General features: G+C 63.5%; 6 protein-coding genes. 4 read left to right on the forward strand and 2 right to left on the reverse strand.

Going from position 1 to position 14085, the window contains the following annotated elements; all coding sequences use genetic code 11:
* Positions 1–18 precede the first annotated feature (18 nt).
* Positions 19–2151 (reverse strand): ParB/RepB/Spo0J family partition protein, encoded by a 2133-nt coding sequence (locus GGQ98_RS01830; RefSeq protein WP_184064211.1) that lies wholly within the window; start codon positions 2149–2151, stop codon positions 19–21.
* Positions 2152–2309: 158 nt separating this feature from the next.
* Positions 2310–3254: an ArdC family protein gene (locus tag GGQ98_RS01835; RefSeq protein ID WP_184064214.1), complete on the reverse strand. Its 945-nt coding sequence runs from the start codon at positions 3252–3254 to the stop codon at positions 2310–2312.
* Positions 3255–3516: 262 nt separating this feature from the next.
* Here GGQ98_RS01835 and GGQ98_RS01840 point away from each other — a divergent pair, with 262 nt between their 5' ends.
* From GGQ98_RS01840 to GGQ98_RS01855, 4 genes are all read left to right on the forward strand, one after another.
* Positions 3517–4737 carry an ATP-binding protein gene (locus GGQ98_RS01840; protein ID WP_184064217.1) on the forward strand — a complete coding sequence of 407 codons (1221 nt, stop codon included), beginning with the start codon at positions 3517–3519 and terminating at the stop codon, positions 4735–4737.
* A gap of 176 nt (positions 4738–4913) precedes the next feature.
* On the forward strand, positions 4914–10085 hold the full coding sequence (locus GGQ98_RS01845; protein WP_184064220.1) for a DEAD/DEAH box helicase: 5172 nt from the start codon (positions 4914–4916) through the stop codon (positions 10083–10085).
* Between the two features lie 642 nt (positions 10086–10727).
* Positions 10728–11875, forward strand: a protein-coding gene (locus GGQ98_RS01850) for an IS3 family transposase (protein ID WP_184064223.1) whose coding sequence is annotated in 2 segments (ribosomal slippage) — positions 10728–10962 and positions 10962–11875 — 1149 coding nt in all. Because the reading frame shifts where the segments join, the coding sequence is not laid out codon by codon here.
* Between the two features lie 214 nt (positions 11876–12089).
* On the forward strand, positions 12090–14084 hold the full coding sequence (locus GGQ98_RS01855; RefSeq protein WP_207791194.1) for a helicase-related protein: 1995 nt from the start codon (positions 12090–12092) through the stop codon (positions 14082–14084).
* The last annotated feature ends 1 nt before the right edge of the window (position 14085 follow it).

Here is a 14085-nt window from a genome sequence, read left to right on the forward strand (position 1 = left end):
AGCCGCCCCGCGCGCGAGCTACTCGGCCGCGATCACCTGCGGCGCCTCGGCGTCCGCTTCCTCATCGTCGCCGGCGAGGAATTCGGGCAGCGCCTCGCCGTCGTCCTCCGCTTCGGCGGTCTCGATAGGCGCATCGTCCGCGGCGGAGATCCGCAGCGGCTCCGGCAGCCATCCGGTATCGGCCAGGAGCCGTTCGGCCTCCTTGGCCATGTCGCCCTTCTTCAGATGGTCGATGAGCTGCGCCGCCCGTTCGCCGGCGCCTTCCTGCACCGCCTCGAGGATGCGGCGCTTGGGCACCCGGCCGAGATAATTCTCGACGGTCGGTCGCCAGCCGGCCTGCACCATGTCGAGATCGACGGCCTCGGCCAGGCGATCGGCCTCGGCGATGCGCTGCTCGACGGTGTGGGACGAGACGCCCGCGCCGTAGCGGTCGCCCTTCTCGTAGAGCGCATTGACGCCGAAGGAAGCGCAATGAGCGAAGAGCGTCGCCTGCTCGTCGCCGGTGAGGGTCGTGAGCCAGTCCCAGAGATCGGCCTTGTCCTTGGGCAGGCGCTCCTCCCAGGTCTTGCGGCGCGCCTCGATCGCCTTCGCCGCGACCGTGTCCTTCAGCCCTTGCGCCTGCACCGGGAAGCTCGCGCTGCGCACCGACACCTCCATCGCCGTCCCGTACGAGAAATAGCGGGAGAAGACGTCGAGGCAGAACTTGTGCAGCACGGCCTGGAACGCTACGGCGGGCGTATCCGCGAGCTTGTTGCGGAGCGCCAGCGTCCGCTCGGCCGTCAGTTCGGTGACGAGGCGGTCCGGCAGGGGCTTCAGGTCTTCGTCTTCCTCGTCGTCAGGCCCGGCGATCTGGCCGCCGATGGTGATGACGGCGCGCTGAACCACGGGCGCTTCGGGATCGGCGCCGCGCGCTCCGGTCGTTGCGGGATCGGTGTCGCCGTCCTGCTCCGGTTCGCCCACGGGCGGCTCGTCCTGCGGGCGGACGTAGCCGCGGTCGACCGACAACGCGCCTTCGGCATCGATGCTGGCGAAGACGCCTGCCCGGGCGATGTCGGCGGGGTCATAGGTGACAGGCCGATGGTCGAAGGCGGCGAGCGCCGCTTCGATCTCGCCGAGGCGCTCGTCCACCTCATCGGGCAGCTCGTCGACGCCTTCATACTTGGCTTCGAGATTGGCGTATTCGGCGTTGAGCGCGTCGATCGTCGCCCGCTCCTCGCTGGTGAGATCGGTGGCGACGCCCTCCAGCGCGCGCAGCCCGTGGGTGTGGCCATAGGGGAAGTCGAAGGCGACCTCGATCCACTTCCAGCCCTCGGCGGCGATCGTTTCCGCCTCGGCCTTCAGCTTCTCGGCGACTAGGCCGTCGAGCAGCGCGGCGTCCTCGAGCCAGCCGCCATCGTCGGACTGGAACAGGTCGCGCAGCACCACGCCGCCCGCTGCCTCGTAGGCGTCGAGCCCGACGAACACCGCCCGCCGGTCGGAGGCGCGCACCGTCTTCTCCGTCAGCATGCGGCGGATCTGATAGGGCTCGCTCGACCAAGAGCCGGAGATCGCCTGCCAGACCTGCTCCTGGCGGGAATGATCGGCGGTGACGGTGAAGGCCATGAGCTGCTCGAGCGACATGCCGTCCTCGGCGTAGAGGTCCAGCAAAGTCGGCGAGACGGACGCCAGGCGCAGGCGCTGCTTCACGACGTTCACGCCGACGAAGAACGCCGCGGCGATGTCCTCCTCGGAGCGCCCCTTTTCACGCAAGGCCTGGAAGGCGCGGAACTGGTCGAGCGGATGCAGCGGCGCACGCTGGATGTTCTCAGCCAGCGAGTCGTCCTCACCGAGAATGTCGGTGCCCGGATCGCGGACCACGCACGGAATCAGCGCGGTCTTCGCCAGGCGCTTCCGCTTCACCAACAGCTCGAGCGCCCGGTAGCGGCGCCCACCAGCCGGGATTTCGAACATGCCGGTCTCGGCGCCCTCGGCGTCGAGGACCGGCCGGACGTTCAGGCTCTGGAGCAGCGTGCGCCGGGCGATGTCCTCAGCCAGCTCCTCGATCGAGACGCCGGCCTTCACGCGCCGGACGTTGGACTGGCTCAGCACCAGCTTGTTGAAGGGAATGTCGCGCGAGGACGACAGGGTGATCTTCTGAATAGCAGTAGCCATCTGGATGGTCTCCGCGACGGGCACCGGGAGCCTCTCTCTCGGACTGAAACCCGTCACGAAAACCGGCGCAGCCCTCTCACTCTTGGAGGACCGCGCCGCAAAGCCGACGACTCAGAGAGACCCAAAAACGGAAGCTGCTGGTGTGAGGAGGCCCAGCATCACGCCGCCTCCTGCGCTGTGGCGTCGGCGCTCTCGGTGTCGGGCAGGAAGCCGAGTATCCAGTCGGCCGCCTTGCTGGCCTGGGAGGCGGCGCGCACGACGGCGCGGTTGTCCTCGCGCAGCACCTCGAGCCAGGAGCCGATATAGTCTGCGTGGCGCACGGTCGGGACGATACCGAGCGAGGCGCAGCAGAAGGCGGCGTTCATCTCGGCCACCAGCTCCTCGAACGCATATTTCTTGCTGCCGAACGCGCCGCCGAGATCGCGGCCGAGACGGGACGGATGCCCGCTGGCGTGCCCCAGCTCGTGCAGCGCCGTGCGGTGCCAGTTGATCGGCTCGAAATAGGCCTGCGGCGGCGGCACCATTACGAAGTCCGGGCCCGGCGCGTAGAAGGCACGGTTGCCGCCGATGCGGAAGTCAACGCCGGTCGCCCGAATGAGCGCCTCGACCCGCGGTTCGACCAGATCTGGCGACGGCGGTGCGACGGCCGCCACGTCGGCAGGCAGATTCTCGCACTGGGCAGCGTTGAAGACGGTGAACCGCTTCAAGAACGGGATCGCAGCGGCTTCCTCGCCGGTCTCGCGGGCGCGTCGCTTTTCATCGTCGGGTACGAAGCGGTCGGCATAGACGACGGTCGTGCCCCGCTCGCCCTTGCGCACATTGCCGCCAAGAGACAGCGCCTGGCGAAAGGTGAGCCAGCTCTGGGCGGGGAAGCAGTGCTCGATCACGGCGCCCCAGAGGATCAGGACGTTGATCCCCGAATACTGCCGGCCGGTGGCGGCGTTCTTCGGCATGGCGAGCGGAGCCTTCGCCGCAGCCGTCCCCCAGGGCTGGACCCAGGGCACGCGGCCGGCCTCCAGCTCGGCGATGATCTTGCCGGTGATTTCGTAATAGAGGCTCACCCGGTCGTGGCCGGGGCGTGCCGAAGCGGTTTTGCTGGACATCGCGGGTCTCCGCGACGGGCGCCGGAGGCCTCTCCTCCAGCCCTCAACCCGTCACGGCGAAGCCGGTCCGCACTCTCACTCTAGGGGGCGTTGCGGGGACCTCCCCGCAGAAGGGGGTGTGTCGGCGACACCGGCGCCGACCAGGGGGAAGGCTTTCCCCTCCCGCCCTTCCAGATCGCTGCCTGCAAACTCCCAATTAGCGGACCATTGACTTCCAATTAGCCGATAGCGATAGTCCCAATCGACCGAGGTCGGGGATTGCATGTTCGAGCGGTTTGTGGAGCGGCGGGCGGAGGAAGCCCTTTCGGATACCCCGGTGGTCCTGATCGTGGGACCACGCCGGGCCGGCAAGACCACGCTCGTTCGAAAGATGGGGGAAGCCGGTCGAACCTATATTACGCTCGACGATCAGACGGTGCTTGCGGCCGCCCAATCTGATCCGGCCGGCTTCATTCGCGGCTTAGACCGGGCCATCATCGACGAGATCCAACGCGCGCCGGACCTGTTGCTGGCGGTCAAAAAGACAGTCGACGAGGACTATCGTCCCGGTCGCTTCCTGCTCACCGGTTCGGCGAATGTGTTGACCCTGCCGCGGATCGCCGACAGCTTGGCGGGTAGGATGGAAACCATCCAGATGCTGCCGCTGGCCAGGGCAGAGATCGAAGGTCGGACACCGACCTTCCTGGGGCGCCTGTTCGAGGGGAAGCTCCAGAGCCAGCGGGACGCGATCGTCGGCGATGAACTTGTCCATCTCGTCTTGCTCGGAGGCTTTCCCGAAGCGATCAGCCGCGACAGCGAGCGTCGGCGGCAGGACTGGTCCCGATCCTATCTCACCTCGATCCTCACGCGCGATCTCAGGGATATCGCCGATGTGGAGAAGTTGACCGAGCTTCCGAAATTCGTGCGGCTGCTGGCCGAGCACTCGGGCCAATTGGTCAATTATTCGCAGTTCGGTGCCGGCATCAACGTCAGCCACAAGACGGGGCAGCGTTACGTGGCCCTGCTCGAACAGGTGTTCCTGATCGCGACTGTGCAGCCCTGGTTCACGAACGCGCTGAAGCGGATCGTCAAGACACCGAAGCTGCATTTCCTTGATTCCGGTCTGCTGGCCAGCGTGCGCGGACTCACCTTCGACAGAGTGAAGGCCGATCGCGGGACATTCGGCGCGCTGCTGGAGAGCTTCGTGTTCTCCGAGGTGCTGAAGCTCATGACGGCCTCGGACTTGCGGCTGACGCCGCATCATTTTCGGGATCGGGATATGCGCGAGGTGGACATCGTGCTGGAGCGCGATGACGGAATGATCGTGGGGATCGAGGTGAAGGCGAGCGCTACGGTCAAGGCCGGCGACTTCGCTGGCTTGCGGGCCTTGGCCGAGGCCTGCGGGGACCGCTTTGCCTTCGGCGTCGTCCTCTACGACAGCACTGATCTCGTGCCGTTCGGCGACCGGCTGGTGGCGGCGCCATTGTCGTGCCTGTGGGCGTGAGCGCCATGGGTCGATCCGAAGATGCACTGCGAATGAGGAGCCGGTTGGCAACCGAGTTCGATTCAGGACGGCGATCCCTGCCCAGGGGGGCCTCGCGTCTTCATGGAAACAGATCAGTAAGGTCAACCGGAATGATAATTGTGGCATGATAACAATATTGGGGGGCGAGGCTGGCAATGAAGGCGTTTGAATTTGATCATCGTCTTATCGATGCTTACGCTCGTTTCTCGCGGTCGTTCAGCACCATTCGATCTGATGACCTGAAGTCTGAAGTTGATCACCAGTATGATGCCGGGCGCTTCTGGCCTGATGCCATGCTGTCTCTCAACCCGAAGTTTCTTCAGGGGCCAACCGTCGATGATCTGGTCGCCTCGGGCGATCTCGATGAAGCGACGGGCAGAATATTCCGGTTCGGGTCAGAGCCCCTGCGGTTCCATCGCCATCAGGCCCAGTCGATCGCCAAGGCGCAGGCGGGTCAGAGTTACGTGGTTACGACGGGAACAGGCTCGGGCAAGTCGCTTTGCTTTTTCGTACCGGTAGTCGATGCGATCGTTCGCGCCCGCAAGGCCGGAAGGCCACGCAGAACCAGTGCTATCTTCGTTTATCCGATGAATGCACTGGCCAACAGCCAGATCAACGAGATCGAGAAATTCATCGCGCAGTCCGGCCTGCCCACCGAGCTTAAGCCGGTTGTCCGCCGCTACACCGGCCAGGAAAGCCAGGAGGATCGGCAGCGAATTGCCGACGCCCCGCCGGACATTCTGCTGACTAACTTCATGATGGCCGAGCTTCTGCTGACGCGGCAGGACCAGCTCGATACCAAGGTTATAGAAAATGCGAACGGACTGAATTTTATCGTTCTTGACGAACTGCACACCTATCGCGGCCGCCAGGGCGCCGATGTCGCCATCCTCGTTCGTCGCCTTCGCAACCGATGCACACCAGACAAGGCGCCAATCTGCATCGGAACCTCGGCGACCATGGCAAGCGAAGGATCCGATATCAATCGCGCTGAGGCCGTGGCGAATGTTGCGTCGCGCCTTTTCGGGACCCCCATCGGGCCGGAATCCGTCATAGACGAGTCGCTTCGACGGGCGACGGATGATCGGCTGAAGCTCGGCGATGTGCGGCCGAAGCTCGCGCCTGTCCTGACATCTGTACTTCCAGCGGAGCTGACAGATGTGGTTCTGCAGGAACACCCGCTGGCGGTTTGGACGGAGCTGGCGATTGGCCTCGATGACGCACAGGAACTCAAGCGCAAGAAGCCGATCCCTTTTGAAAAGGCCGTAGCGCTGCTTTCAAAAGATAGTGGCGTCGACATCGAAACCTGCCGAAGCGGGCTCGAGGCATTCCTGACGCGCGTCAGCCTTCCGGAAACGGAGCGGGGCGGCTCGGGAAACGGCGCATTCCTGGCGTTTAAGCTCCATCAATTCATCTCGGGCGCAGGTGAGATTTTCACCACGCTGACAGGCAAGCCCAGGAACGTGTTGTTCGAGGGCCAACTCGAAGATCCCAGTGCGCCGGGCCATCGCCTCTATCCTACCCGCTTTTGCCGGGAATGCGGATTTGAGGTCCACGTCATTACGAAGAGCGAGGATGCCGAGGGCATTCTGTTTCTACCCAGGGGAATCGATGACGCACCGCTCGACGATCAAGAGGGAGAGACCGCCGGTTACCTGACCCCCACAGGCGATGGCGATTCAGAGTATGCCTTTACAGGCGAGATCGAAACGTACCCCGAGGACTGGCGCGAGGAGCGCAATGGCGTCGAGCGACTCCGGGCGAACAGGAAACGCAGACTGCCCCAGATGATCACGGTAGCCCCGGATGGTCGCTACGATCCATTGGGGAAGAGATTTTGGTTCATACCAGGCAAGTTTGGTTTCTGTCCGTGCTGCCTCGACCAGCCGCATCCCAACATGCGCGAACGCACCAAACTCGCCGGCCTATCGGGTGAGGGCCGCAGCTCGGCCACGACACTTCTCGTTTCGACCGCCCTGGAATGGATGAACGGGAACAACAGCGGAGTTCCCAAAGAGAAACGTAAGCTCCTCGGCTTCACGGACAACCGGCAGGACGCCGCCCTCCAGGCTGGCCACTTCAATGATTTTTTGTTCGTCAGCCTCCTGCGTGGTGCGATCCTGCGAGCGGTTCTGGATGCCGGCGACGACGGCATGGCCGAGGACGAATTCGGTCTGCGGGTCGTGAAGGCGCTCGGATTCACTGCGGCCCACAAAGATGCGCGTATCCACTGGATGTCGGATCCCGAGGCCGGCGCTGTAGTTCGCGAAGACGCTCAACGCTCTCTCGCGAAGGTTCTCGCCCATCGGCTCTGGACAGATCTGCGTCGGGGATGGCGCTACACCAACCCGAGCCTCTCTGTCCTCAAGCTCATCGACGTTGCGTTCATTGGGCTCGATGACATCGCGGAAGATACAGAGCGCCTCACGGCTATCTTGCCGGATTTTGGGACGCTTGATGCGCCGGCGCGCAAGTCGATGCTGAAGCTGCTCCTCGGTGCCATGCTCGACGGCCTGGCCGTTGGAACGGAAGCGCTCGATCTAACTGTCCTCGACGCCGTCGCTCAAAAGTCGCGAAATCTCCTGCGCGTCCCCTGGGCCATCGACGCAAAAGAAACGCCGAGAAGCCGCACGACCCTATTTCTGCAAGCTCCGGGCAAGGACCGGATTGGGCTACGGGAAGAACAGACGATCGTCCGCGCCGGGCATAATTCCCGTATCGGACGCCTCATCAATCGAAAAAGCGTCATTGGGACCAAGCTCGGCAAGACAGACTACCTGACAGTCATGACGGGCCTTATGGAACTCCTGGCACGTGAGGGGTTAGTGTCGCGCGTCGACATTGAGGCCGATCTGCAAGGCTGGCGTCTATCGCCTTCGGCGGTTCGGATCGTTCCTGGGGAAGCCATCAGGACAGGAGCGGCGCAGGGCAACCGCTATTTTCACGATCTCTACAATGAAATCGCTGCTCATATGAAAGCAGGCCATAGCAGCTATTGGGGCCTCGAAGGCCGCGAACATACAGCCCAAGTTTCCCAGAAACAGCGCGAATGGCGCGAATGGCGCTTCCGATTTGAGAAGGAAGACCGGGAGAATCTCACGAAGAGTGCCGCCGACCTCAAAGCGGCAGGTGAGTCGGAGCAGTTTCTGCCGGCCTTATTCTGTTCGCCGACCATGGAGCTCGGCGTCGATATCTCGGCGCTTAATGCCGTCTATCTGAGAAACGTGCCGCCGACGCCGGCGAATTATGCCCAGCGCGCCGGCCGTGCCGGCCGCTCCGGGCAGGCTGCCGTCATTGTGACCTATTGCGCCGCTCAATCGCCGCACGACCAGTATTTCTTTGAACGGCGCAATGAGATGGTGGCTGGTGTTGTTCGTCCCCCTGCGCTCGACATCACCAATGAAGAGCTCGTGCGCTCGCATCTACATGCCGTCTGGCTTGCCGAAGCGAAGCTCGCCCTGTCTCCTGACATTCCGGAAATTCTTGATCTGGCGCAACCGGGCTTTCCGCTGAAGCGAGAGATCTACAACGTCATCGACCGGCCTGAGTTGGTGGGTGCGGCGCATTTCCCGATGAAGCGCGTTCTCGATCAGATTCTCGGCTCGGTGGCTGGCCGGAAACCCGTCTGGATGACTGAGCCAGATGACTTCGTCTCCGCGGTCGCCCAGCGCGCGCCGCAGGAATTCGATCGAGCCTTCGGTCGCTGGCGGGAACTGTATAACTCAGCTCGAACGCAGCTGATGGAGGCCAATGCTCGCTCCGAGATCACGGGCCTCTCGGGCGCGGACCGTCGTCGAATCAAGGCTGCGCAGATGCAGGCAAGCGACCAGATCACCATTCTGGAGCAGGGCAAGGCCACGAACGGCTCGGACTTCTATTCCTACCGCTACCTCGCGACAGAGGGCTTTTTACCGGGATACAATTTCCCCCGGCTGCCGCTTTATGCCTTCATCCCTGGGGATGGAAAAACTGGCTCGTTCCTCCAGCGCGCCCGTTTCCTGGCCATTTCGGAGTTCGGACCGCGCAGCCTGATCTACCACGAAGGCCGCGCTTACAGGGTCATGAAGGCGAAGCTGCCGCCGGAAGTCCGAACGGGAGACGGGTCGGAGCTCGCCACTCGAGACATCTTCATCTGCTCGAACTGCGGCGCCTGTCATGACGGCGAGGTCGAGCGCTGTCACGCTTGCAACGCCCCGATGGCGGGCGAGATGCCGGTGCAGAGGACGCTCCGGATCGACAATGTGGAAGCCGCGCCCACAGAGCGGATCACGGCAAATGACGAAGAGCGTGTCCGCCAGGGCTTTGAGATTCAGACCGTCTTCTCTTGGCCAAAGCGGGACGGCCGGGTCCAGATCACCGAGGCCGACTTTCGTTGCGAGGATACCTCGATCCTCAATCTGCAATATGCCAACAGCGCCGAGATCAGCCGGATTAACAAAGGGCTGAAACGCCGGGCACAACAGACCAAGTTCGGTTTTTATATCGACCCGCGCAGCGGCTACTGGTCGAAGTCCGAAGACGAAGACCCAGATGTCGATGTGCCGCCGGATGTCGTGAGGCCGGTTCGGATCGTCCCCATCGTCCGCGACCATAAGAACGCGCTTCTCTTCCGTTTCAACGAGCCTACGGCCTACGCGCCAAAGACCATCGCGACGGTTCAGCATGCCCTAATGAGGGGGATTGCGGTCGTCTTCCAACTGGAAGAGGGCGAGATACTTGGCGAGCCATTGCCTGCCCGCGACAACCGCCGCGCCGTCTTGGCCTACGAAGCGGCAGAGGGCGGTGCCGGGGTGTTGAGCCGTCTGATCGAGGATCCGCAGGCCCTCGGCAAAGTCGCCCGAGAAGCGCTGATCCTTATGCATTTTGCGAAGGTCGATGAAGCGATCGCAGCTGGCGATGCCAAGCTGCTCGCCAGTCACGATGGGGAGGCCTGTGTTCGCGGGTGCTATCGGTGCCTGCTCTCCTATTTCAACCAGCCTGATCACGAGCTGATCGACCGAACGAGCGATGAAGCGAAGCAGATGCTGATCGATCTGGCGCGGGGCGAGGTGGTGCTCGCGGTCTCGCCGGGCCAGTCGGCTGAAGGTGGTGGATGGGCGAGCGCCTTCAAGGAGATGGGGCTTCCGGCCCCCGACGCCTCCACTGTCAGCTTCTCTAATCAGGAGATGAACTTCGCCTGGCGCAGTCATTTCGTGGCCGCTTGCCTCACACCCCTCACCGCGGCAACGCGCGAGGCGGCGGAAACCAAGGGCTGGACGCTGTTCGAGCTGCCAGAGACGGTCACAGCGGGTGTGCCCCACGAGTTGATTTCGATGTTTGGGGGATGACCTGATGACCGTGAATTTTGCCCCGGGAGATCTGGTCCGCGCCCGCGGGCGCGAATGGGTCGCGCTGCCGTCCCCGCAAGATGGCGTTCTGGCTCTCCGCCCACTCTCGGGCGGTGAGAACGATGCGGTCATCCTCGACCCGGACCTTGAGCTCCTGCCGGTCGAGCCTGCACGATTCGATCTGCCTGCCGACGCCCCCACAACCGTTCAGGCGAAGGCCGCGCTCCTCGCGGATGCGATGCGTCTGACCCTGCGCCGTGGTGCGGGTCCTTTCCGGTCCGCGGCGCAACTCGCCTTCGAACCTCGGACATACCAGCTTGTCCCCTTGCTGATGGCCCTTCGCCTGCCGGTGCCGCGCCTGCTCATCGCGGACGATGTTGGTATCGGCAAGACGATCGAGGCTGGCCTGATCCTGCGTGAGCTGATGGATCGGGGCGAGGTGGATACGTTCTCAGTGCTCTGCCCTCCGCATCTCGTCGAGCAGTGGGTAGGAGAGCTGAAGGTGCGCTTTGGGATCGAAGCTGTCGCAGTCACGTCGGGTACGGCGAGCAGGCTGGAACGCAGCCTGCCGCTCGCTCAGACTGAACCGCCCCTAGATTCCTGGACGCCTTCTCCCCTAATTTTTGAGGCGAGGAGGCCCCGATGGGCAAAGCGAACTTCACCGAGGACTTCAAGCGCGACGCAGTCCTTCAGATCACGGAGCGTGGCTATCCTGTTGCAGAGGTGGCGGCTCGGCTGGGGATCAGCAAGTACTCGCTCTACGAGTGGAAGAAGCGGTACGCGAAGCCTGCGGTGGCGGCCCGTGACGACGATCACGCCGCCGAGGTGCGTCGGCTGAAGCGCGAGCTGCAGCGGGTCACCGAGGAGCGCGACATCCTAAAAAAAGCGGCCGCGTACTTCGCCAAGGATGCAAGGTGAGGTACGCGTTCATCGCCGAGCATCGCCTGCTGTTTTCGATCCGCGCCATGTGCCGTTGCCTGTCGGTCCAGCCAAGCGGCTTCTACGCCTGGCTCAAGGACCCGCTCAGCCGACGTGCACGGGAAGACCGGAGGCAGACCGAGCTCATCCGCGCGGCCTGGCGGGACAGCGGAAGGGTCTACGGCTACCGCAAGCTCCACGACGACCTCGCGGATATGGGCGAGAGCTGCTGCCCGAACCGGGTTGCGCGTCTGTCACGGCTCGCCGGCATCCGGGCGCAGATCGGCTACAAACGTCGGCCCGGGCAGTATGGCGGCAAACCGTCTCTGGTCGTCCAAAACGCGCTCGATCGACAGTTCGACGTGGAGGCGCCGGACAAGGCCTGGGTGACCGACATCACCTACATCCGCACCCACGAGGGCTTCGCCTATTTGGCGGTCGTGCTCGACCTCTTCTCACGCCGGGTCGTCGGATGGTCGATGCAGGCCCGGCAGACGACAAACGTCGTTCTTCAGGCGCTGCTGGCGGCCGTCTGGCGGCGGAAGCCGAAGGAGCGTGTGCTGGTGCATTCGGACCAAGGCAGCCAGTTCACGAGCCTGGAATGGGCTTCGTTCCTCAAGCACCACGATTTGGAGCCTTCGATGAGCCGGCGCGGCAACTGCCATGACAATGCGGTGGCCGAGAGCTTCTTCAACCTGCTCAAACGCGAGCGGATCCGTCGCAAGGTCTACCGCACGAGGGAAGAGGCGCGGGCCGACGTGTTCGACTACATCGAGATGTTCTACAACCCGACCCGCAAGCACGCGCGGAACGGGATGCTGTCGCCCGTCGAGTTCGAACGGCAGCACAAAGCGCAAGCCGAAGGCGTCTAGAAAACTCGGGGCGGTTCAGACCGTATTCGATGCTTATCCCTTCACGGTCGTTAGCCTCGACTACATCAAGGCAGATAAGCGTCGGGAGAATTTCGCACGTGCCTGCCCGGATTTCGTTATCGTCGATGAGGCGCATGCCTGCGTAGGCACGCACAAGGGTCGGCAGCAGCGCTTTGAGCTTCTGTCAGGGCTGGCCCGGAATCCGGATCGCCGGATGATCCTTCTAACCGCGACGCCGCATTCCGGGGATGAAGAAGCCTTCGCGCGCCTTCTTTCGCTGGTCGAGCCATCGTTCACTTCAATGAACTTCGAGGACGCTCGCTACCGGGAGCGTCTGGCGCGGCACTTCGTGCAGCGGCGTCGGATCGATCTCGTCTCAGGAGATTGGGACGAAGATCGCGCCTTCCCGAATCATGAGACAACCGAATTCCCCTATCGTCTTTCTCCGGCCCACCTCGAATTCCAGGAAACTGCGCTCGACTACTGTCTCGGCATCGTTTCCCGAGTAGGATCCGGACAGCGGGAGCGACGCTTGGCCTTCTGGGGCACGCTGGCCCTGATGCGTTGTATCGGCTCTTCGCCGGCTGCGGCTAAGAGCGCGCTGCGGAACCGGATGTCGAGCGAGAGCGACCGCCTCGAGCCGCAAATCTATGATGAGGACAGCGACGACGAGGACGCGGTCGATATCGAACCGGGTACAGCCTTCGACGTCGATCCGGAGCTTCTCGCTCTGGTCAAGCGCGCCGAGGAACTGGTCAGCAAACCCGATCCGAAGCTGATCGCTTTGGTCGATGTTTTGACCCCCCTCATCAAGAAGGGCGCCAATCCCGTTGTCTTCTGTCGCTATCTGGCGACTGCTGAACATGTCCGCGATGGCCTGCGCAAGGCCTTCCCAAAGCTGATCGTCGAAGCCGTAACGGGTGTTCTTACGCCCGACGAACGCCGAGACCGCGTGGCCGATATGGCTCCGGCGGATGAGGAAAAGCAGATTCAGCGCATCCTCGTCGCCACCGACTGCCTCTCCGAAGGAATCAATCTACAGCAGATCTTCGACACGGTCGTCCATTACGACCTGTCATGGAATCCGACCCGACATCAGCAGCGCGAGGGACGGGTCAATCGCTTCGGTCAACCGGCAGAGCTTGTCCGATCGATCATGATGTTTTCGCCGGACAGTGCGATCGACGGCGCCGTGCTCGATGTCATCCTTCGCAAAGCCGAGGAAATCCGCGAGGCGACGGGCGTGACCGTTCCGCTTCCCGATGAACGAGGGCCGGTAACGGACGCACTGATGGCGTCGGTGATGTTGCGCCGAGGCGTGCCCCGCCAGCTTACGCTCGATCTGCGCCTCGACGACGGCGCCAGAGTCATGGAGGCCCGGTGGCGCGACGCCGCCGAGAACGAGAAGAAATCCCGAACGCGTTTCGCTCAGAACGCAATGAAGCCGCAAGAAGTCGCCCCCGAATGGGAGAAGGTTCGGACGCTGCTCGGCTCTCCGGCGGATGCGAGGCTTTTCGTCGAGCGCGCCATGTCGCGCTTCGGCGTGCCCCTTGAAGCCCGGAAAACGGTGCTCTTGGCTCATGTCGATGCGCTCGAGGTCGGCTTGCGCGAGCGTTTGGCTGGTCACAATTTGACCGGATCGGTGCGTCTGGCGACGGCTGAGCCAGCGCCCTCGGGCACCGCGCTACTGACCAGGACTCATCCCCTGACGGCGACGCTTGCCGAAGCATTGGTCGAGGCTTCGCTTGATCCCGACACCCTGTCAGGTCTCGGCACAGGCCGGGTCGGCGCGTGGCCGACCGCCGCCGTGCAGCAGATGACTCGCGTTGCCTTGCTCCGTGTCCGCTTCAAGCTGACCGTCCATGCCCGCAAGGAACGGCTGCTGCTAGCCGAGGAGGCAGCCCTCGTCGCGATCCAAGGCGGCCGGATCGTAGCAGTTGGCGAGGCCGCCCGGGAAATGCTGAACGCACCGGCGATGGCCGATCTGGCTTCCGTCGCACGCGACAGGTTCATCGCGAAGGCGAAGGAGGATCTTCCCAGTCTGCTCGAAGGACCGATCGCCGAGTTCGGCCGATCGCGCGCGCAAGAGCTCATGGGGGACCATGCGCGGCTCCGCGCCGCGTCAGGATCGGCATCGCGCGTCACAGTGGAGGTCGTGCTGCCGCCGGACATGATCGGCTTGTTCGTGCTGATGCCGGGTGAGGCCTGAG

The organism is Sphingosinicella soli, from assembly GCF_014199685.1.
Classification (GTDB): Bacteria; Pseudomonadota; Alphaproteobacteria; order Sphingomonadales; family Sphingomonadaceae; genus Sphingosinicella; species Sphingosinicella soli.